Origin of the sequence: Butyrivibrio sp. INlla16 (assembly GCF_900104155.1) — a bacterium.
Taxonomy (GTDB): Bacteria; Bacillota; Clostridia; order Lachnospirales; family Lachnospiraceae; genus Butyrivibrio.
The window spans coordinates 1-22,352 of record NZ_FMYB01000034.1 but is presented as its reverse complement, the minus strand read 5'-3'; the positions used below and the strand labels follow the sequence as shown (position 1 = coordinate 22,352).

Below are 22,352 nucleotides of genomic sequence, written 5' to 3'. Positions count from 1 at the left end.
TAATCCTTAGGTGGATAAGTATCTGCCTTCCCCTTTGGGGGCGCTCGACGTCCGGGGGACGTCGGTTCAGCGCGGACCGAAGCGGAGCGAAGACAGGTGGCACGCAGTGCCGGATGAGGGGTCAGTTCTGATAATAATCACTAAAATCATGCGCAATTATATACTTAATGCACGCTGAATCTCCTATAACACAATCAACCTCTTCGTTGCTCAGAGCTATAAGCGCATCCTTAAGGTTTGCACATCTCTTAATATTGCAATTAACTCCGGCAAATCCTCCCGGATCCTTCCCCAACAGATAATCTTCACCACTGGTTGCATCTTCCACTGCAACAGTCTTCGTCTCATCAAAGCCAAGAATGATTTTTTCAACATCCTCCTTAGTCTTTGCGTAGATGAATTCTTTATTATCCTTCCTTACAGCAATGCTCTGCCCCGCATGAAAATATGGAACTGAGAAATCTACATATTTTTCCCTCTCTTCCTTAATGGTGATTCCCGCAATACAGGCATCGCATTTCTTCTGAGATACAGTCATGAATAATGTGTCGAAATTAACCGGTACAAGCACAAGCTCTTTTCCCAGATAATCCGCTATAGCCTTGATCAGCTCCTTATCTATGCCGTAGTATGCATTCCCCACATCGTAGTCAAAGGGCTCAAAATCGCCTGTAGTCGCCACAACAAGCTGGTCCTTGCTATTGTCCAGCTTAACTGAGTACACCGGCACCGGTTCCTTGCTTCTGTCAAAGTAGTGGCTGGCGATCTCATCATAAGTTCCATCCACAAGTCCCTTTTCTATAAAGGTATTTATCTGCTGAAGAAGCTCGGGATTATCCTTATCCACGCCTATTCCGTAATCTTCCGCAGTCAGCAGAATATCAACAACCATCACGTTGTTTCCATCCTCTTCGGCATCCGCCCCAACAATCTCATCAGACGAGCCTTTGCATGACACCAGCATACTTGCCGTCATAGCTGCCACCAGAAGCAGCGAAACCACTTCCTTGTTCATAGATTCCCCTCATTACTGAAGTATTTTTATCCAAATAAGTCTAAAAATACGTATAAAAATGCTATGTTACATACAATCACATTATTATTATGAAACACTCGTATTAAATTCTGATAAACAAGACGTGAAATTACGATAAATAATTATTATAAACAGAAAAGGTCGCCCATGCTGATATGCCGGGCGACCTTTTCTGTAAAACAAATCATTTTAGGGTATTTAAATGAAGAAAAAGCTTTTTAATAATTTATGCAGCTTTCTGAACTGACTTGCCGTTTTTGCCGGATCTTCCTTTTCCGAGGATCAGTCCGTGTAGTTTCTTAAGAAGTATAGCTGACGGTACACCGAGGGCAAATACCACGAGCACATACAGGAATACATTCTTGATCGGGAAGGGTGACTTTACACCACCGTCAAAGGTGTGATCACAGAACTCAACGAAGAGTCCGTGAATCAGGTAGAACTCAAGTGTAATGGTGCCCATGAACTTCAGGAATTTGTTTCCGATTTTCACCTTCATTCCAAGAAGAATTGCTGCAAAAACAAAATCCAAAGTAACAAGAACCTGAGTAAGAAGAGTGATTCGTCTTCTAAGGACTGTGTCCGGAGCACCCCAATTCTCACCATAGTAGGAGAACACATTCTGTGCATTTACCGAAAGAATATACAGAGGATAAAGTGCAAGCACTGCAACGATCACATATACCCAGAAATATTTTCTGAGATGAGGAACAATCTTGTCCTCATATTTTGCAAACACAATTCCCACAGGGAAGAGATGAACACAGTTCCACCACCACTCACCGCGAATGAGATAGTCGTTGTGGTCAATCGTTGTTCCCACAAGCATATATCCGATTACGAAAGCAGCTACAACAGCAACTGCGAGGCCATCCTTTTTAATAAACTTGAACGCAAGATAAAATGCAAGATAGAAGAACGGCAGCACGATCACGTACCAGGTATACGGATTGCAAAGCTTGATGCTTGAAAGATACAAAAGTGCACCGTTTAAGTCCATCTTCTCACCAACAAGAAGTCTTGCAACAAAGAAAATCAGTGTTGTTGAGTACAATGCAAGAACAACGGGCAGGATTCTCTTTTTCACAAATCCATTAAGATAATCTTTCTTCGTATGGAAGCTCTTGTAAGCACCGTATCCATTGAAGAATACAAAAAATGCCACCATCACGTATCCGATCGGAACGAAGAACTCAAGTCCCGGAACAATTCTGCTCTTAGGAAAAAGCCATGAAGCACAGGTCTTCTGACCGATGTGATGAAGCATAATGCAGATTGCAAGGAACCCCTGAAATGCCTTGGTCTGCTCAAGTGAAAGACTGTCGTTCCACTGTCCCCTACCTGCGGGCCTTGCGTTCCACAGCAGCAGAACCGGTAGTATAAAATACACCGAATAAATTAGTTGTTTAGCCATAAAAATAAAACCTCCCAAGTTTTTTGCTATAACTTTATAATCCCAAAAAACAAGGTCATTGTCTTAGATAATCTTGCTTTTTTAATGTGTATCTTTTGCGATTATGGAAGATATTTATGCTATATTAGTATTACTGAGTCAAAATATATAACTCCAGAGGAAACCACATGAAAAGAATACTGATCACAAATGATGATGGAATAGATGCAGGTGGAATTCACAGACTTGCGGAAGCAGCAAAGGAATTCGGAGAAGTCTGGGTTGTCGCACCGGCGCACCAGAGAAGCGCAGCTTCACACAGCATAACCTTAAGAGATCCTATTGATGTGTTCCCGCATGATTTCCCGGTCGAGGGCGTGCACGCCTTTGCCTGCAGCGGAACTCCCGGAGATTGCGTCAGAGTCGGCGGTCTCAATATCATGCCAAAGAAACCGCACATTGTGCTCTCCGGAATCAACTATGGCTACAATGTGGCTACTGATATCCAGTACTCCGCGACAGCCGGAGCCGCATTTGAAGCTGCTTTCCAGGGATATCACGCCGTCGCATTCTCCGAGCACATAGATGACAATCACGAAGTCACAAACAAATACCTGCGAGATATGCTTAAGGAAGCCCTTGAGGTAAAACTTGAATACGGCCAGATCGTGAATGTCAACTTCCCCGGATGTCCCCTTTCAGAATTCAAGGGCATCCGCAGAGATGTAGCAGTCTCCAGAGGCTCCTTCTTCAAGGACAGATATAAGGTCATCGAGCACTTTGAGGGTGGCGGAGTTCGACTCATGGTAGACGGAATCTATAATGAAAAGTGCGAGGAAGGAACCGACTTCAGAGCACTTGTGGAGAACTATATTTCCTTCGGAATTGTTAACAACATAGGCTGCTGACATAATAATCTACTATCTACACAAAAATCAACACATAATGTCTGATAAACAATACTTAACAGCAACTAATACAAACACCAACAAATGAGAAATAAAAACCAACCACAAAACAAAAAACTGAAAATTTGCATGATCGTTCAGGATCCCAGTGTAAAGGGCGGAATTGCCGCCGTTACCCGTGGCTATTACGGAAGCCGCCTGGAGCAGGATTTTGACATCACTTATGTGGAATCCTACCGCGACGGAAGTAAGCTGGACAAGCTGACCAAAGCGCTTAAGGCCTACCGCGAATTTCGCAAGGTCTTAAAAAAAGACCGCCCGGACGTAGTGCACGTTCACTCATCCTTCGGTCCCAGCTTTTTCAGAAAATATCCAATAATAAAGATGGCACATGATGCCGGGATCCCTGTCGTAAATCATATCCACGGCTCTGCGCTCGATGAGCTCTACACCAACGCGCCCGCATGGAAAAAGCGCATGGTGGAAAAGAGTTACGGAAGCTGCGACAAACTCATAGTTTTATCTGAGGATTGGAAGAAAAAAATCTCAGCCATCGTACCTGCTGAGATGATAGAGGTTGTTCCAAATTACAGTGTGATCGTTCCTGAAATGGTATCTGACGAAGTGATGGATAAGCGCTTTGAAAAAAAGCAAATCCTCTACCTTGGAAGATTCGACAACCTTAAGGGCGTAGTGGATATCCCCGCTATCGCTGATAAAGTAATAAAGAAATTCCCCGAGGCAAAATTTATCCTCGGTGGCACCGGCGAAACAGAGCCTACCGAAGCCGAAATAAAAAGACTGCATCTCGAAGATACAGTCCTTTTGCCCGGTTGGATCCGCGGCGATGAAAAGATAAAGCTTCTTAAAGAAAGCTCCATCTTCCTTCTGCCCTCTCACATGGAAGCTATGCCCATGTCCATTCTTGAAGCTATGGGCTACGCCCTTCCGATCATCTCCTGTGAGGTCGGCGGAATTCCGCGCGTAGTCTCAAAAGATGTAAACGGAAAGCTCTACAAGCCACAGGACGTTGACGGTATGGCCGATGGCATCCTCTCCTACTTCTCAGACAGATCAGCCTGGGAAGAGGCAAGCCGCCAGAGCCTTAGACTTGCGGATGAAGGGTATAGCTTTGATTCACACATAAATAAACTTGAAGAAGTCTACTACACTGTTGCAAGAAAGTAAATAATACCTGCACTGCATTCTTATTTACTTCTTCAGTTCCTCAAACTTCGCCTGCATAGTGGGGTTGCCCTTGGTGAGTCTCTTCACGCTGACATCGTCCACTTTGTTGTTGGCGATTCGAAGCTGATTGTCTGATCCGAGCAGTTCCTTCTTGACCTTCTCAAGGTGTTGGATGGTCTTATCAATCTCATCGATAGCCTTCTCAAAATGGTCATGTGCTATGGAATAATTCCGTCCAAAGTCATCCTTGAATTTAAGAAGACTCTCCTCAAAGTGAGTGATATCAATGTCCTGATTCCTGATCTCCGCCAGCTCCTGCTTGTACATAAGCGCATTCATCGCAGCGTTACGAAGCAGGGTTATCATAGGAATAAAGCACTGGGGACGAACCACATACATCTTGTCATATCTATAGGAAACGTCCACGATTCCCGCATTGTAGAGCTCATTATCAGCCTCAAGGAGTGATACAAGAACCGCATATTCGCAGCCCTTTTCTCTCCTATCCTTATCAAGCTCCTTGAAGAAATCCTCATTCTTATGCTTCGTGGAGGTCGTATCCATTTCGTTTTTCATCTCGAACATGATGGAGATAATCTCGTTGCCGAACTCATCATTCTCGCGGTAGATGTAGTCACCCTTACTGCCGGAGCGGGCATCATTGTCCTTCTCGAAATATGCATTAGGAAAAGCAGTGGCCCTAAGCTGATTGAACTGAATCTCGCAGTGCTGCTCAAGCGTCTCGCCGACCATCTTGGTTGACATCTTGGTCTTTAGATCCTTGTAAAACTCGATTTCCTTTTCCTTCTGAGAAAGCATATACTGATTCTTCTCCTTCTCAGCCTGAAGAGTTCTCTCAAGATCACTTCTTTTATCCTCAACCTCTTTTACAGCCTCAAGCACTGCAACACGCTTCTTATCCTCAGCACTCTCGATCTGGGATGAGAGTTTCTGCTTCTCAAGCTCCGCCTTTGATACCTCGTCCCGAAGCTTTTTTAGTTCCTCATCATAGGAATTTCTTAGTTTTTGCACCTCGGAGGCCTGCGCATCCCGGAGCTTCTGCGTGTCTTTATCATAGCTCTCGCGGAGCTGCGCCATCTGCTTTTCATAATTCTCCTGGAGCTTTAGCTTAACATCGGCTCCCATAGCATCAAGCTCGAGCTTGTGCTTTTCCTCAAGATGCTTCTCAAGCTCCCTGGTCCTCTTCTCAACGTCCTTGTTAAACTCCTCGTCCCTTATCTGACTTACGATGGAACTAAGCTCCGTATCATCAATCGAAAACACCTGTCCGCAATGCGGGCACTTCAATTCTGCCATGCCTTAACTCCTTATCACTCCACGTTCTTAAGTGCTTCACTCATGGGAATACGCCCGATCTTGCGATATTCGATCACGGCCACCACCACATAGGTCAGCACTCCCATAAGAAACATTTTAACGTAAACTGACGGATCAAGCCATATAATCATCCAGCCGCTCATCATCTGCTTCAGCATCACCCTGAATATCTCCACCATCACATAGGACAGTATCGGATACGAGATCAGCAGTGAAAAAATCACCACAAGCGCAGTCGGAATAATATAAAGCGCTGCAATCTCTTTTCTGGAATATCCCAGAATCTTCGTCATCGATATCGACTGAACATTTCTCTCGATAATAAGCTTCGACAGCAGATACATCAGCACGATGAACATTATCACTGAAAAGCCGTCCACCATATACATAAGATTCCCCATAGAAATCATAAGCTGCCTTGAAACTCTTGTAAGCGACTCCTCACCTACAGTTGTGCCGATATATTTTTTGTCTATGTCAGTAATCTCCGTGTCCGAAAAGTATCCCGAGAAAAATTCCTCGTCATAGCCCAGTACACTGTTCAGATGCTTCTGACTCATAAACACAGTAATTCCGCCGTCGTAGTCATAGATTCCCGTGACCTTGAAACCATAATACTTATCCTCGTAAGGTTCCTTCAATGTTATGACGGCTCCCTTTTTAAGGTCATACTTATCTGCATACGCCGATGAAATCAGCACCGTTTTTTCATCAAAATCGGCGTTTATATACCTGCTGTTTTCCTTGACGCCGTAGATGGTCACATCCTCGACTCTCGTTCCGCCATCTCCGGTTGTTTTCAAACTGCTCGCTGAGAACTTCTCCGCGTCTCTGTTATTGGTATTTATCTTACTCTTCAAAACCACATAGGAAAAAGCTGCCGAGAGTTCATTATCTGAATCTATAGCACCTGCCGGAATCTGCAAAAGATAAATGTGCTTTGCCAGCATAGTATCCGTCACAATTCCCTGATAATGAACGAGTATCGGTGGAAGCATCATTCCGAAAAAGAGCAGCATGTTCGCAAACAAAAGTCCCAAAAACAGAATAATGTAGCTGCTTTTATTCTGTATGAGTATTCTTATTCTGAACCTGTTGAAAAAGCTGATGTTCTTATTTAAAGGCACCGCAGCTTTCTGCTTCTTTGCCGACAGATCGCGCCTTATCAGCTTTAGCGGACTTATCGAAAGCTTTCTTCGTAGTACAACATAAGTGATTACCATCATGATTATCAGCGGGATAATTGTCGTCTTCAGGAAAGCCTCGGCGCTCCACACCGTCACATAGGTCGGAAGTGAATAACTCCCGTAGTACATTGCAACGCATTCCTCTTTGAAACAGGTATAACCGAGAATATTTCCTATGATAGCCGCGATAACGGTAACCAGAAGAGGCATCGCCATGTAATGCCTTATCAGCTCATTTATGGTATATCCGGAAGCCCTGAGAGTCCCTATAACCGTGGCTTCTTTATGAATCGTATTATTTATGGTAACTCCGAAAACAAAGGCAACAATAATGATGATTATGTATAAAAGGACTGTCATCATCGCCTTATCTTTTCCCAGGTCGTCACCCGCAAATTTGATGGACTGATTAAGATACTGAGGTGTAAAACTCTCAAGGTCTGCCTTATTCGAAATGGCCTCCATAAGCTCATCGGAGACCTCTTTTTCCTCCTCTTCACCTGTCGGTTTCTTATCATATAGCCAGGCGTAGTTATACTGAACCTCACTGTCAGGATACTGCGCAAACTGTTTTCCCGATACAACCGCAACTCCGAAGGCTGATGAGTCGAACATCATATCGTTATTACTGTAAAAAAGCGCTGTATAATCCGACAATGCTACAAGCCCTACTATGTTGTAGGTTTTCCCGCCCGAAACCAGCGTATCCCCGACACCTAAGCTGTTATTGTCCGCGTACATCCTGTCAATTGCGATCTCAAGATCAGCCTCAGGAAAACTCCCCTTCATTAAACAGGCTCTGTCTATCTCTTCTCTGTTTGGATAGATTCTAAGCTTTGTGTTATTATCAAACTCCTTTTCCACATAGAAATTTTCATATATTGTTACTCCCTTTTTCTCTATCCGCGCCTTCTGCGATGCGGTGAGAGGATCTTCCGTCCTGAAATTTCCATCCTCGACAGCGTACTTTTCAAAGCTCTCATTATAGGCCTTGATCATGCTCTCCCCGGCAACCAGGAATCCCGAAACGAACCCGATGGACAGAACCATTAATATGAAAATGACTATGTATTTTCCGATGTCCCCTTTTAGCTCGCGAAGGAGCCTTTTATTTAACGGATTTTTCATACCATGCTCCTTTACCAGTCAAGCTCCGCCGCTGAAAGCTTCTCTTCGTTTCTATAACTCTTTCGGATAACACCGTCTCGAAGTTTCACCACAAAATCAGCCATATTCTTTATGGCATCGTTATGTGTTACCATGATGACCGTATTTCCGTATTTCTGATTGACCTCTTCTATGAGTGCCAGGATTTCTTTTGAAGTATTGTAATCCAGTGCACCTGTTGGTTCATCGCAGAGCAAAATGTCGGGATTTTTAATTATGGCTCTTCCTATTGCACAGCGCTGTTGCTGGCCTCCGGAGAGCTGACTCGGAACCTTATTCTGGTGTTCGGTAAGACCCAAAACACTTATTATTTCATCTATGTCCAATGGATTTTTGGAGAGATATGCTCCAACTTCGATATTTTCTCTTACCGTCAGATTCGGTATAAGATTGTACATCTGAAAAATGTACCCTAGATGATCTCTTCTGTATGCCGTCAGCGTCTTTTCATCCATATCCGACATACTCTTATCCCGGATGATTATCTTCCCGGAATCGGCGTTATCTATTCCGCCTATTATATTAAGCAGGGTGGATTTGCCCGATCCCGACGGACCCAGAAGTACCACAAACTCACCCTTTTCCACACTCAGACTTATGTCCTTTAGAACCTCCACACGGCTTCCGTTTTCGCCGTAAGATTTTTTGATATTCTGTAATTCCAGTTGCATAACTTTCCCCTTCATACCATGAATCTTATGCGCTCAGTGAAGCTTGATCATATCGATTCTTTCAACAATACCGATATCCTCAAGCGCTTTGATCATGCGATATACCGTGGCAGTCCCGATGGATTTGTCCTTCGTTCGCACAATGCAGCATATATCCTTGCATGAAGCACCGTCATTTTCGGCAATGACATTTGCCACGATTTTTCTCTGCTTTGTAATTCGCATTCCCTTATCTCTAAGCGCTGTAATTATCTGTTCATTACTCATTATTATATCCCCAATCCAATTATTTTTCGTCGCCACAAATAAGTAAATAACTGATAAAAAGTTGCCCCCTCTCGCAAGTTAGCAAATGCTAACTCTCTGTTTAAAACAAGGCCCGCACGAGGCGGGTCTTGTCTTATTTACATTCATTTGCAGGTCTTTGTCTTATGACAGTTTCCTGCCATGGGACAACCTATGCAATGAGTTCCTTTTTTCTTTTCTTTATAGATATAACCTGCGGCCAATCCCACCAGCAGTACGATAACTGCACCTGCAATAAAATTACTCATAATAACTCCTAAATCTGTAAATCCTTTTAATCAAGCTTGTACTCAAGAACCATTTCTCTCTGGTTTCTCTTAATCAAATATACTACAATGCCTGCAAATACTGCAATTGCAATAAGTCCGAATACGAAGCCTGTTCCAAAGGAACCTGTGGTAATAAGTGTACCTACCTGATATACAAGGAAACCAACGGTGAAGCCTGTAGCAAGCTGAAGTCCGATTGCACCCCAAAGCCACTTAGCTGACTTCATCTCTGAGTTCATAGCTCCGAGAGCAGCAAAGCACGGAGGTGTGTAGAGGTTGAACATCAGATATGCAAGAGCTGCTACCTTAGTGATACCCATAACTGCTGCAACTGCGTTGCCTTCTCCGATGAGCTCAAGCTCCTCTGTATCGATAAGATTTGAAATAGCATAAACTGTAGCGATTGTACCTACAACGTTCTCCTTAGCAATGAAGCCTGTGATAGCTGCTGCTGCGAGCTGCCAGCTTGCAATACCAACAACCGGAACAAGAAGGTAAGCAAAAGGTCCTGCGATACCTGCAAGGATTGATGTGCTCTCCATACCCTCTTCTACAGGTTGGAAGCTGAAGTTGAAGGTGCTCATGATCTGAACTACTGTGTTACATACAAGAATTACTGTTCCTGCTTTTACAATATAAGCCTTACCTCTCTCAAGCATTGACTTAATTGCAAACATAAGGCTGGGTACCTTGTACTCAGGAAGCTCGATAATGAAGAAGCTCTTTCTGTACTTCATACCTGTAATAGCCTTGATAAGAAGTGCTCCAAGAAGGATGAGAAGGATTCCTACAAAGTAGCTTACAAATCCAACCCATCTTGACTCAGGGAAGAATGCGCCTGCAAAAAGTGCAATAACAGGAAGCTTTGCTCCGCAGGGCATGAAGGTTGCAAGCATTGCTGTAGAACGTCTTTCTCTCTCGTTTCTGATTGTACGGCAAGCCATGATAGCGGGGATTCCGCAGCCTGTACCGATGATCATAGGGATAACGGATTTTCCTGAAAGACCTACTCTCTTGAAAATAGGATCAAGAACTACTGTCGCTCTGGCCATGTAACCACAGTCCTCAAGAAGTGCGATGAGGAAGTACATAACCATAACAAGAGGAAGGAATCCAACAACGGCACCGACACCGCCGATGATACCATCAACAAGGATCGCATAGAGAAGCGGATTGGCATCAGCCATCTTATCTCCGACAAAGCCCTGGAAGGACTCAATGTAGCCTGCAAGAAGCTCTGAAAGCCAGGTTCCTACAGTTGTCTGTGAAATATAGAATACAAGCCACATTACTGCAGCAAAGATTACAATACCGAGAACAGGATGTGTAACAACGCTGTCAATTGTATCTCCGAAGTTCTTATCCTTTGTAAGAACTTTACGATTCTCAACTTCTTTTACAATGCTGTTTACAAATTCGAAACGCTTTCTGTCGGCAGTCTCAACTGCAGCCTTATCGGTAAGGTCGATGTCACCCTGAACGTAAGGCTCCTTCTGTCCCTTGCCTTCAAGCTCTGCAGCAGCCTTTACAACTTCCTTAAGGCCTGTCTCAGAGGTTGCCACTGTCTTAATTACAGGACAGCCAAGCTTTTTGGATAACAGCTTTTCATCAATAGTGTTACCCTTCTTATCATTGGTATCAGTCTTATTTAATGCTACAACAACAGGAACCCCCAATTCCAGAAGCTGAGTCGTAAAGAAAAGACTTCTGCTAAGATTTGTAGCATCAACGATATTGATGATAGCGTCGGGATGCTCATTTTTTACATAACCACTGGTGATACTTTCCTCGGATGTAAAAGGTGACATTGAGTATGCACCGGGAAGATCTACCGCTATCAGCTCCTTTCCGCCATCATAGAAACTCTTTTTGATGACACTCTCTTTCTTGTCAACGGTAACACCTGCCCAGTTACCGATCTTCTCGCTACGTCCGGTGAGGGCGTTGTACATGGTCGTCTTACCGCTATTGGGATTACCTGCCATTGCGATTCTCATAACTTTTCCTCCTAAAAAACTTTTAAAAATTTATAATTATCCAGAGTAATTACTCTGAGAAGTTATAACACATTTTGATAGCATATGCTAACACCCAATCGATTTTATTAGTTGATAACGTTATGTTCCATTTTATATTAGCAACTAATTGTAATGGGTGTTTTGCTTAGCATTAAGCTTGAATTTTGATAGCTTTCGCTAACTCCGGATCAATATTATATCTTGCATCCTTGATAGCGACAACAAGATTTCGCTTCCTGTCTACAACAGTAATCTTTTCTCCGCTGTAGCATCCAAGTGAAAAGAGAAAACTCTCCATATCCTCATCTCCGCTGGTGTCGATAGCTTCAATTATATAGTCTTTACCAGCCTCTACTTCGTTAAGTGTCATATAATCCTCCTTACACTAGTTAGCAGAATGCAACAATTAATTAGCCGCCGCTAACTTCATACATAGGATATTCTTATTAAGAATAATTGTCAATAAGAAATCTTATAATTTAAAAGTTTTTTAATATAAATGAAAGCCGCATTGGCAAGATGCGGCTTTTCAGGTAGGAGATTTCTTATGACTATGTGCGTCATACGTTAGTTATTACTAACAAAATGTATGTTAGCACTTGCTAACTTGACTGTCAACCCTGTTTCTGAATTTTTTCTAAAAACCATTTTTTACACGCTCAAAATTTTGAAAAAATAATTCGACTGTTCAAAGAAAGCACTTTTATCAACATCACTTAAGTGCACTTATCATGAACATCTTATCCGGAATATAGAACTCATCCTTTTCCGAGAAAATTCTGTCGCAAAAAGTTCTATCTGCTTCGACAGCACTAAATCCGATCTTCTTAAGTATCTCTTCATCCCATGCAGGTCTTTCAAGAGCGCTTATCGTCAGCATATGATATATCTCGTGGCACTCATCCTTAAGTTCATCGCTTATATCCTTATGAGCCAGGTTCTCATGGGTCTTGAGATTGTGCGCACCCTTCGCGTATTCGGCATCGAAATTAAGGAGCAGTCCGCCCTTCTTAAGAACTCTGAACCACTCTTTATATGCATCTATCGGATGCGGCAAAGTCCAGGTCAGATTTCTTGTGACGATCACATCAAAGCTCTCGTCCTCAAAGGAAAGCTTCTCCGCATCCATCTGCATAATCCTGATATTCTTCTGATAGGGCTCGTTCTCCTTTACAAGCTCCCCGGCCTTTATTACCATCTCTTCCGTTAAGTCTATTCCTGTAACCTCATATCCGTCCTTACCGAGAAGCACAGGAAAATATCCGGTACCGCAACCAATATCAAGTATTTTTATCTCTTCATCGGGAGCGGAAGTTACCTTCTTTATCTGCTCTGTTATCTCAAAAAGCCACTTCCCTGCCTTGGGACTTGTAAGCTCATGCTGTCTCTGCGTAAAAAAACTGCCGGCTCTTTTGGTCCAATAGCCGGTAACTGCAGTCTTTATATTTTCATTTTCTTCCTCAAAGGGAATGTATTTAATCTCACTCATTTATTTCTCTGCCTTTATCATAAACATTGGTGTAGAAGCATAGTTGACCTTCTCTTTTTCCGAGTAAACAACGCTCCCGATATCCTCTTTTGAAGTAACCCTGGAGGCTCCAAGCTTCCTAAGAACCACCTCATCCCACTCAGGTCTCTTACGTCCGGTAAGCGGAAGAGTCATCGCGATCTTATCCATCACATCGAAATTCTCGCCGATATTGTAGTCATCATAGCCTTGCTCTGCAACATTATTTCTGTCGTTTTCGTATTCTGCCTTCTTATTTTCATCAACCAGAAAGGCATACCAGTTTGCATCGAAAACCAGCATCAGCCCGCCCCTCTTAAGGACTCTTAACCACTCACTGTATGCCTTCTCGGGATCCTGAAGATTCCAGGTGAGATTCCTTGATACTATGACGTCAAAGCTCTCATTCTCAAAACTGAGATTCATAGCATCTTCCTGTTTAAAGGAGATATTCCCTGCAAGCTCGCCTGCATTCATCTTTGCTTCCATAAGCATCGACTCCGCAAAATCAGCCGCCGTGACGTTATATCCAAGTTCCGCCAGGATTATTGATATAAATCCAGGCCCTGCTCCGATATCAAGAATCCTGATATCACTTCTGTTAAAATTCTGAATCCCAGACTTATGCTCTGCCAGGGCCTCTTTACGACTCCCAAAATGCTCCGCTATCTCTTTATCAAGCAGTGTCGGCCAAGTATTTCTCTGAATTCCACCAAGCTCCTCTTTATTAACCTCTGAATATCCCGGAGCCCTTTTCATCCAGTACTCCAGGTTCTGTTCATATATATTTTTATTCAATACTCTGCTTCCTTGCACTTTCTATAAGCTGCTTAGTATAGTCATCCTTCGGAGAGTTTATCACCTTAGCGGCATCTCCCTGCTCCACGCATCTTCCATCCTTCATGACCATAATACGGTCGCATATCGCAGACACGAGAGCAATATCATGTGAAACGAAAATTGCGGACAGTTCAGGATAACAAGTATGATAATCAAACTGCCTATTTTCTTAAGCGCTTTTACTATCATTCAATATCTGTCTCCGCATCAACTCCGTAGAAATCGAAAGGAATGTTCTCAGCAAAGCCGGAAACTCCTGGACGAAGAACTGTTGTGGAGTTGAATAGTCCAACAAAGCCAAAAGCATTGTCATCAATTACAATCTGTACAATCTCGTTTGCAAGCTCTGCTCTCTTAGCTGTGTCTGTCTCATACATAAGCTGTCCGATAAGCTCCTCGCAGTGATCATCGCTGAAGCCTCCGCAGTCATAGTATGCACCTTCCTTGAAGGCAGACTCGATAAAGTACAGGGGATCTCCTGCCTTATCAGCTATCATGCAGTAAAGAGCAAGGTCAAAGTCGCCGTTTGCAATATAGGTTGAATCGGGATCTTCTTCAACGCCGAGCACCGAATCGATTCCCACTGCCTTAAGCTGCTCCTGAATAAGAAGAGCCAGTGTGTCGAGAGATCTTGCTGCATAATATTTTATATTTATTGAAAGCTTTTTGCCATCCTTTTCATATATTCCGTCGCTTCCAAGAGTGTAGCCGTCTGCCTCAAGAACCTCTTTTGCCTTAGCTGTGTCAACTGCGGGAACAGTTACCTTTCCGTATGCTGCGCTGGGACTGAAGGGACCGACTGCTGCCGATACGGTACCTTCAAGATATGCTGCGATGGCATCCTTATCTACAGTCAGGTTGATGGCTTCTCTTACGGCATCATCAAGATTGTTTTCATTTAAAATATAGAACTGAAGTCTTGCGCCGGGAATGGACACAACGTTGTACTTATCAGGTTCCTGCTCATATACGGCAAGGGCTGCAGATGAAACGCTGTTGTAGCAGTCGATCTCACCGCTCTGCATAGCAAGGAGCTTCGGATCATCCTCCTGCATATAGTAGAAAATTGCTCCGTCAAGCTTTACATCACCGCCCCAGTAGCTCTCGTTTTTGGAGACTTCCACATCACCTTCCGGCTGGAAGCTCTTAATAACAAAGGGTCCTGTACAAACCGGTGCATTGTCAAAATCTGTTGTGGCATCAAGATCAACCATTCCAAGCTCAGGGCTTGCAAGCTCGTTTCTGAGTGTGGGATAAACCTCTTTGGTGTCGATAGTTATTGTCTTATCATCTGTAGCTGTCATCTCAAAATCAGAGAGATATGCAAAGCGCTCATTTACCTCTGCTACACGCTGAAGGTTCTTGATCACCATCTCTGCAGTAAGGGGATTTCCGTTTGAAAATGCCACGCCATCGTTAAGAGTAATGGTCCAGACACTTCCGTCTGAAGTCGCATCCTTAGCAAGGCAGGAAGCTGCGTTCATATTCTCATCCATCTTGAAAAGAGCCTCTGAAATTCCATAGATTGATGTGTACCAACCATAGTATTCCTTGTGTACATCAAGACTGGGATAAGCAAAGGATGCTGCTGCCTTGAGAATCTTGGGCTCAGATGAAGCATCAGCCTCAGTAGTATCACCTGCTGCCTCTGTGGTATCTTCTGCTTCCACAGCATCGTCTGTCTGCTCTGCAGCTGTTTCTGTCTGTGTATTCTCTGTTTTAGCGGTATCTTCAGCCGGCTGACTCTCGCCTGAGCCTCCGCATCCGACTGCGCTTACAGCAAGAACTGCCGTAAGAATCATTGATAAAATTTTCTTTTTCATAATTAAACTCCTATCTGTGCATATTTATACAGATAAGAGTTTAAATCAAAACGATATTGCATATAAGCCCCCCAGGGGGTTATTTACGCGAATTTCTTCCAAACTTATTTACGTCGTCCAACGATTTTCAGACCATTTTTATGACTGCCGTATCTGCATAAGTTATCGGATCCGAATGCATGAAGAAAAGCGTCCCCTTCTTAGGCGCATAGAGAGTTTCCATTATTGAACCATCGTACGGATTGATTATTTCAGCTAGCGGAGTTCCTTCATCAATTTCTTCTCCCACTTTTACAAGCGGTTCAAACAAACCTGATTTCGCAGTCCTGACACTGATCAGCTCTTTATCGTCTATTATTCTCGTATGGTGTTCCCCGTGCTCATGGTATTTTACAAAGCCCTGGCTTTTACAAAATCTGAGCACTGAAAGAACTGCCTGTCCTGCACTCTTCTTGTCAATTCGACTTGTTGTGGATGTATAAAGACTATAGGCCTTCGTATTCCATACCTGCCAGTTATAATTAAGTGTTGCTGTGTCATAGGGTCTGACTGTCCTTTTAACGACAAAAGGAAGTCCGAATTTCAAAGCAGTATCAACATCCGAATATCCTTCATCCATCATTCTCACATGAGGAATGAACTCTCCGGGCATATAAAATGAGGTGAACTGGATTCCGAATTCATAGTCTTTTATCTTTGAGAATACTCCATCGGCAATCCTCTGGGTGGTCTCCCCAAGCCCATAGCCCGGGAACATTCTGTTAATATCAGTATTATCAATTGTCCAGAATCGCTTCTGAATATTCATGGAATAAGGGTTGCTGCATGGGATAATCAAAATTTTAATATCTTTACTGATTCGGTTTTCCTCCTCCAGTTGCCTGAATTTCTTTACAAGCTGTGAGCAACAGTATAACTGCTGAACTTCATTTCCTCTCATGCTGCCAACGATGCAAAGAGCCTTTTTCCCCTTGCCGAATTCATAACCGGTTATTCTGAAGCTGTCTCTGTATAGCCCTTTTATCTCATAGATTGTCTTCTTTTTCATGCTGTCATTATTTCCTTTTTCAATAACCTGCCAATCAATGACCCTTCATCAACTATCGGATACTCCCTTATGGTGAACAGAATTCCATCCACAGGACTTTCTACATTTTCCAAAACCTTTCCGGAAAGCGGATCTATTATCCGCCCTATTCTTTCTCCCTTATTTATCACTTCCCAATGCTTTACATCAGGTATAAATAATCCCCCGGCTGTCGCATTAAGGAAACATACATCATCAGGGTTATGCGAGATAATAGGACTTCTGACCGGCTGCTTTTTCCCCTTCCACATTCCCAGGGTTCTCATAAGATTGAAAATACCCTCAACCAGCTGATTGCCATATTCTCTGGTTATGCGCATTCCGACACCCATCTCAACAACAAGGCATGGCGTCCCCGTGCTGTTAAGGCTGTATGCAAAAGTCGCCTCCAAAACAGTACTGGCTTCATGTATCCAGACAAAATCGACATTGCACTCTTTTGCAAGCGGAACAAGCTCATCCTCATTCAATCTGTTAATCCTTATCTGCGGAATCTCGGTAAGATAAATATTGCTGGCGTGTATATCAAGAACTACATCCGATCCGGAAACGTCTTCCATGATATTGGCTGCCAGGGATTCTGTCATATTGCCTTCAGCATTTCCGGGGAAAATCCGATTCATATCAAGATCAAATGCCGGAATGCCTCTCGTTATCGAATCAATTCCAAGAGGGTTCATTGCCGGATAAATATCGACAATGCCCTCAAGGTTATCAATATTTTCCTCTATCCTTCTTGCAAGCTCAAAGCATACATACTGACCTTCCAGCTCATCACCGTGAATTCCGGTCACAATGCTGATACGCTTCAGATTCTTTTTCTTTCCGGCAGGCATAATACGCCTCTTTTTTATTCGCAGTACCTCATCAACGGGCAACAGAACTTCAGCTACTGTCTTTATCATCAAAACAACGCTCCTCTACTGATAATACTCTGTCCGGGACTCACTTCGGCTACATTCACGTAGATATCCTGTACCTGTTCGCCCCCTCCATGCATGATGCCTCTGTTTATCTGGCACTCTGTGGCATCTCTTCCGCACCCGATTTTTATATGGCAATCTTGTACCGGAATGTTATTGGTCGGATCAAAGCCATACCACTTCCCGGAGTCGGCCACTTCCACCCAGGCATGTGACTCCCCTTCACCTATGATCAGCCCTGTGACGTACCTTGCCGGACAGCCTGATAATATCAGGAGCGATATCATGATATGCGCATAATCCTGGCAAACGCCTTTTCCCAGTGAAAAAGCTTCCTCCGCTCCTGTATCAACTCCAGTACAACCCTTTTCATATACGAAATCTTCATGGAGCTTCTCCATAATATATTTCGCTTTTTCCAAAGGAGACATCGCATCAAAAGAAGGCATAACCTCCTTAAGCTTTTCATAATATCCCTTGAGTTTATCCCCGGGCACGGTAAGGCCATGACTATGCCTGTATATCATTTCTTCATTCCCTGTGGAAACAGATTCATAGGGAACAATACCGCATTCGGCATCCCCCTTTATGTGGTATTTGAAATATGAATGTGGTATCTCATTGCTTCCGTATATGTATCTGTTCCCATGAGAATCAGTTGCCCATTCTGCCTTTGTTTCCGGTATCATATCGATTTGCATATTCGATATTTTCTGCCTGTCTGTGCCCTTAGGAATACACTTGATTGTATAGCAGCACCACGAAACATCAGCTGAATAGCGGATTTCCATACAATAATCAAAATGTAGTTTTTTCACAACATACCTTCCTTAAAAACTCAGGCTATAAGCGTTTCCACAATGCCTATAACACCATAATAATCTACTTCCTGCTCTTCAACGGCTTTCCGGAGTTCATCAAGCTTTTCTTTTGCTATGTTCATCCCGCTTTTTTCTATTCTCGGAATCATCCTGTTAGCCTCTCTGATAAGAACTTCTCTTCCAAGTCCAAGTCTCGCATAGAGATCGAATCTTTCTATTCTTTTTCCCGACTTGACTATATTTCTTATGTGATCGTCATCGAGCTTATCATCGATCATTCCCCAGAATGCAAGAATATCATCGATAACATATTGAAGTTCAATAAGCGGAGCATCACTGAGTTTTGCCTTGTTCATATCATAAATTGCAAGCTGAATATATGAGAGGGATTCCGAGCCTATACTCTCGCGAAGTACTATGGCATTGTCATAAGCTCTTATCAGATTGCTGATTATAGAATCAGGATTGTTCTCATCAAATGGATATGCCTTCATGAAATCTTCCTTGTCGGCATAAACATCCGGAATATCAATCATCTGACAAAACTGGTGGTAACTGTCATAACTTTCATCAATCATTGTGTCATAGCCTTTAAAATAACACCTGACAAGTGTATAGACACGCTCCGCATACCTGCCAAGCCAATACATTCTGTTTGTCTGTTCTACTGAGATAATACCCATGTATCCTTGAAACCTCCTCCCTGTGAAGAATTAACAATAAATGAATCCGGATTTCTTGAAAAACGCGTAAGCCCGCTTCTCCACACAAGCGGTTCATCCGCCATAAGGACAAATGCTCTGAGATCTGCCTTTCTGGGAACCATCTCAGTGCCTTCGAGTATGTCCAGATCCTGAAAATCAATTACTTCCTGTGCTATGAATCTCCTGGGTTCAGCCTTTAACAGTGCCAGGAAGTTTTCCTTCTGTTCCTTCGTCATGGAGCTTCCAAACACAACTCCGTAACCTCCTGCCTCAGCGACATCCTTTAATACCAGGCTGTCGAAGTTATCAAGAACATATTTCATATCCTCTTCATAGAACGGCAGATATGTAGGTGCATTATTAAGCACTGCATCTTCACCCAGATAATATTTGATCATTTTGGGGACAAAGTAATATATGCCCTTATCATCTGCTATTCCGTTACCCGGTGCATTAATCAGCGCAACATTCCCTTTTCTGAAAACATCATAGATATGCGGTATACCAATAACCGACTCGGGATTGAAGGTCATGGGGTCCAGATACTCATCTGAAATTCTCCTGTAGACAGCTCCCACTCTCTCATGTTTTCCGTCTGCAGTGATAAAATAGAGCTTATCGTTTTCCACTATCAGCTCAGAACCATTTGCCAGATGTGCACCGGTCTGCTCTGCAAGATACGAGTGTTCAAAATATGCAGCATTATATCTTCCCGGAGTCAGTATTACTGTGTGCCCACCCACGTTTACATTGTCCATTGTTCTTCTTAAAAGTCTGGCATAATTTCTGTTATCCTCAATCCTTGCCCGGTTGAATGTACCGGGAGAGCTTCTTCTGCACAGTTCTCTTGCTATCATCGGATAGGATGCACCGGACGGAACTCTCAGATTATCCTCAAGAATATACCACTCTCCGTCCTTCCCTTTTACGAGATCAATACCGGATATATGCGAATATATACCCTTAACCGGACACACACCGTCGCATTCTACAAGATAACCGCTCGATGCAAATATAAAGTCCTCGGGAACAACACCATCCTTAACTATCTTTTTTTCGCTGTAAATATCCTTGAGGAAAAGATTTAGTGCCACAACGCGCTGCTTTAATCCCTTTTCCAGATATTTAAATTCATCGTGCTCTATAATTCTGGGGATTGCGTCAAACGGAAACAGCTGCTCCTTAAACTCATTATTTTTATAAATTCCAAACTTTACACCATACCTTGCAAGAAGCGCATTGATATCATCGGTATGTTTTAATAGGTTGATGTTGTTCATAGGCAGCTCCCTTCTTCTCTTCCCTTTAGCACAGGAGACTTTTGTGTATTAGATTCGTTATGCATTTTCCACATGTATCCGACATTCAGGACGATACCCAGAATAATTCCGATAAGAGTATCAAGAGTTCTATTTGCGACAAATACATATGGATTCTCATCCATGAGATGATTCACAACTATGCTCAGGAAGACAACGCACGAAAAATATGATGCTTTCTTCTGCTTGAGTATCACGGTGGTATATATTATCGGAATAAGCGCAGCCGATATTATGAAATAGTGGATAAGGTCGTCATTAAGAATCGGTATGCTCTGTCTTAGCAAAATATAGAGAAGCCCATAAGAAGCCCCTATAAAGGTACCTATTGTACGCTGCAGAGCATTACCTATCGTGTTGTTCGTCCTGTTTTGAATACACCAGAGCACTGCAAGAGCCGAGTAAAACGGTGTCCCCTGTTTTCCTCTCAGAATGTAGATCACAAAACAGATAAGAACCCCGAGTGCAGATTTAATTATTCGCATCCCTATAGGCGGGAAATGTATCCTGCTTTTTTTCATCTATCAACCACATCTGCTCCTTATCTTCTCTCCCAAACAAAAACGGCGCTTCGGTATAAAGCCGAAACGCCATTGTTTGAATACAGTATACGAATTCAAAAGCCATTGAGCAATTGTCATTTTTAGACAAAAATCTTAAGTCAATCAGCAAATCTTATACTTACTTTTTGCCAAATACAGCGTCAAAACAGCGCTATCGCCATTCCGGTAAAAACAATCACTCCGACAATCCAAACAAGAGAAAGCATTATTCTTTTTTTCAAAATATGATTCCATGTAAGCATATGCCCACCTCCTCTATTAACTTGCTACAGTCAGTTTATCCAGTGATATGCCGTGCTTATGAGCTCTGCTGTATATTTCCGTGCACTTTTTGTATCTGTCAAAAGTTTTAAGTGCCGAGTCCATATCGCCATAAACCTTCCAGAAACCTGTATACTTCACGCCCTCCTCCGGGCTTCTCATAAAACCAACAACATCTTCAACCGGGTAGCCGAGAAACAGCCCTATCTCATGAGGGAACGTGCCATCCTTTGCAAGATGCCTTGCAAGCTGCGCCACGCACAGGTCTGCGTTACTGTATGAATATCCTTTTTCCTTTAATATTCTGCAAACCTCATCGCTCCTAAAATCTCTTTTAAGGTAAGAAGGCCTGTATAAATATATGAGTACGTGACCCTTCGAATATTTAACGGGTATCATGCGGATTCCTTTGGATAAGAATCTGCTGTTAAACTCCCTGACCTCCTTGTTGAACTGTTCCCTGTCATCAATGTCCACCGTAAAAAGATTACCTGTCTTTAGTCCCGCCAAGGTAGGCGAGCATAACCTGATCAATAATTGATCCCCCATTGGTATGTCCCTCCGCCGTAAATGTTAGATATTGCTAACATTTGTCTCAAATAAAAACCCGCCTGTCATCGGGATTTTTTGTCACTTGTTTACATCGTGATAAATGTTATCAATTACCTCTCTTGATTATTATGTTAGCATTTGCTAACTTATTTTGCAAGGAAATTTATTTGTTAGATAGGGTTGTTTCATGAAGAAGTTTTTGTGCAGGAGAATGCCATAATCAGGTGGAGTAGTTGCTTTTTGAGATGTTATTATCCTATATTCAGCATAAAAAAGCGCATAGTTATCCCTATGCGTCATCAAAAGGAGTAAAGGTATTGTTATTCTCAAAAATCAATACATACTGGGAATTGGTTCAAAAATAAACTTTGCCACACATGTAAGATCCGAGTCCACTTCATCCATTATATCTATCATCTGTATCCGGTTCACAGGATCTTCTAATTGCATCAGCCTTGCTACGTTATATGA

At 42.9% G+C, this 22,352-nt stretch carries 21 protein-coding genes; 2 read left to right on the top strand and 19 right to left on the bottom strand.

Annotated features, from left to right (window positions below; genetic code table 11):
* Window positions 1–121 precede the first annotated feature (121 nt).
* On the bottom strand, window positions 122–1,015 hold the full coding sequence (locus BLR42_RS14890; RefSeq protein WP_091870746.1) for a transporter substrate-binding domain-containing protein: 894 nt from the start codon (window positions 1,013–1,015) through the stop codon (window positions 122–124).
* A gap of 247 nt (window positions 1,016–1,262) precedes the next feature.
* Window positions 1,263–2,450, bottom strand: coding sequence for an acyltransferase family protein (locus BLR42_RS14885; RefSeq protein WP_091870743.1), 1,188 nt, complete (start codon window positions 2,448–2,450; stop codon window positions 1,263–1,265).
* Between the two features lie 167 nt (window positions 2,451–2,617).
* On the opposite strand from BLR42_RS14885, the gene surE reads away from it, so the two are divergent.
* Both surE and BLR42_RS14875 read left to right on the top strand, forming a co-directional pair.
* Window positions 2,618–3,337 carry a 5'/3'-nucleotidase SurE gene (surE, locus tag BLR42_RS14880; protein WP_091870740.1) on the top strand — a complete coding sequence of 240 codons (720 nt, stop codon included), beginning with the start codon at window positions 2,618–2,620 and terminating at the stop codon, window positions 3,335–3,337.
* Between the two features lie 129 nt (window positions 3,338–3,466).
* The gene (locus BLR42_RS14875) at window positions 3,467–4,525 is read left to right on the top strand and encodes a glycosyltransferase family 4 protein (protein ID WP_207648555.1); all 1,059 of its coding nucleotides are present in this window, start codon (window positions 3,467–3,469) and stop codon (window positions 4,523–4,525) included.
* Window positions 4,526–4,549: 24 nt separating this feature from the next.
* Here the strand turns inward: BLR42_RS14875 and BLR42_RS14870 are convergent, their stop codons facing one another.
* From BLR42_RS14870 to BLR42_RS14795, 17 genes are all read right to left on the bottom strand, one after another.
* Window positions 4,550–5,842, bottom strand: a complete 1,293-nt coding sequence (locus tag BLR42_RS14870) for a DUF2130 domain-containing protein (RefSeq protein WP_091870735.1) — start codon at window positions 5,840–5,842, stop codon at window positions 4,550–4,552.
* A gap of 14 nt (window positions 5,843–5,856) precedes the next feature.
* Window positions 5,857–8,178 (bottom strand): ABC transporter permease, encoded by a 2,322-nt coding sequence (locus BLR42_RS14865; RefSeq protein ID WP_091870732.1) that lies wholly within the window; start codon window positions 8,176–8,178, stop codon window positions 5,857–5,859.
* An 11-nt stretch (window positions 8,179–8,189) separates the two neighbouring features.
* Window positions 8,190–8,888, bottom strand: a complete 699-nt coding sequence (locus BLR42_RS14860; protein WP_091870730.1) for an ABC transporter ATP-binding protein — start codon at window positions 8,886–8,888, stop codon at window positions 8,190–8,192.
* 33 nt (window positions 8,889–8,921) lie between these two features.
* Window positions 8,922–9,155 carry a Fur family transcriptional regulator gene (locus BLR42_RS14855; RefSeq protein ID WP_091870727.1) on the bottom strand — a complete coding sequence of 78 codons (234 nt, stop codon included), beginning with the start codon at window positions 9,153–9,155 and terminating at the stop codon, window positions 8,922–8,924.
* 143 nt (window positions 9,156–9,298) lie between these two features.
* On the bottom strand, window positions 9,299–9,442 hold the full coding sequence (locus tag BLR42_RS22375) for a FeoB-associated Cys-rich membrane protein (protein ID WP_139165181.1): 144 nt from the start codon (window positions 9,440–9,442) through the stop codon (window positions 9,299–9,301).
* Between the two features lie 26 nt (window positions 9,443–9,468).
* A complete protein-coding gene (locus BLR42_RS14850; RefSeq protein ID WP_091870725.1) occupies window positions 9,469–11,460 on the bottom strand; it encodes a ferrous iron transporter B in 1,992 nt (663 codons plus the stop codon).
* A 172-nt stretch (window positions 11,461–11,632) separates the two neighbouring features.
* The gene (locus tag BLR42_RS14845) at window positions 11,633–11,851 is read right to left on the bottom strand and encodes a FeoA family protein (protein ID WP_091870722.1); all 219 of its coding nucleotides are present in this window, start codon (window positions 11,849–11,851) and stop codon (window positions 11,633–11,635) included.
* A 342-nt stretch (window positions 11,852–12,193) separates the two neighbouring features.
* Complete coding sequence (locus BLR42_RS23605) at window positions 12,194–12,970, bottom strand: class I SAM-dependent methyltransferase (RefSeq protein ID WP_091870719.1); 777 nt, start codon at window positions 12,968–12,970, stop codon at window positions 12,194–12,196.
* Entirely contained in the window at window positions 12,971–13,786 is an 816-nt protein-coding gene (locus BLR42_RS23600; RefSeq protein WP_242879359.1) for a class I SAM-dependent methyltransferase, read from the bottom strand.
* Window positions 13,787–14,013: 227 nt separating this feature from the next.
* Window positions 14,014–15,651 carry an ABC transporter substrate-binding protein gene (locus tag BLR42_RS14830; protein ID WP_091870716.1) on the bottom strand — a complete coding sequence of 546 codons (1,638 nt, stop codon included), beginning with the start codon at window positions 15,649–15,651 and terminating at the stop codon, window positions 14,014–14,016.
* Between the two features lie 127 nt (window positions 15,652–15,778).
* Complete coding sequence (locus tag BLR42_RS14825) at window positions 15,779–16,699, bottom strand: M14 family metallopeptidase (protein ID WP_091870714.1); 921 nt, start codon at window positions 16,697–16,699, stop codon at window positions 15,779–15,781.
* On the bottom strand, window positions 16,696–17,643 hold the full coding sequence (locus BLR42_RS14820; protein ID WP_091870711.1) for a M14 family metallopeptidase: 948 nt from the start codon (window positions 17,641–17,643) through the stop codon (window positions 16,696–16,698). Before BLR42_RS14820 ends, BLR42_RS14825 begins: the two co-directional genes overlap by 4 nt.
* Entirely contained in the window at window positions 17,643–18,479 is an 837-nt protein-coding gene (locus BLR42_RS14815; protein WP_139165180.1) for a transglutaminase-like domain-containing protein, read from the bottom strand. Before BLR42_RS14815 ends, BLR42_RS14820 begins: the two co-directional genes overlap by 1 nt.
* A gap of 20 nt (window positions 18,480–18,499) precedes the next feature.
* Window positions 18,500–19,165, bottom strand: a complete 666-nt coding sequence (locus BLR42_RS14810) for an alpha-E domain-containing protein (protein WP_091870705.1) — start codon at window positions 19,163–19,165, stop codon at window positions 18,500–18,502.
* Window positions 19,147–20,466 carry a circularly permuted type 2 ATP-grasp protein gene (locus BLR42_RS14805; RefSeq protein ID WP_091870702.1) on the bottom strand — a complete coding sequence of 440 codons (1,320 nt, stop codon included), beginning with the start codon at window positions 20,464–20,466 and terminating at the stop codon, window positions 19,147–19,149. The genes BLR42_RS14810 and BLR42_RS14805 overlap by 19 nt, the downstream gene beginning before the upstream one ends.
* Entirely contained in the window at window positions 20,463–21,026 is a 564-nt protein-coding gene (locus BLR42_RS14800) for an FUSC family protein (RefSeq protein WP_091870699.1), read from the bottom strand. The genes BLR42_RS14805 and BLR42_RS14800 overlap by 4 nt, the downstream gene beginning before the upstream one ends.
* Window positions 21,027–21,326: 300 nt before the next feature.
* A complete protein-coding gene (locus BLR42_RS14795) occupies window positions 21,327–21,878 on the bottom strand; it encodes a DUF3793 family protein (protein WP_091870696.1) in 552 nt (183 codons plus the stop codon).
* Window positions 21,879–22,352 lie beyond the last annotated feature (474 nt).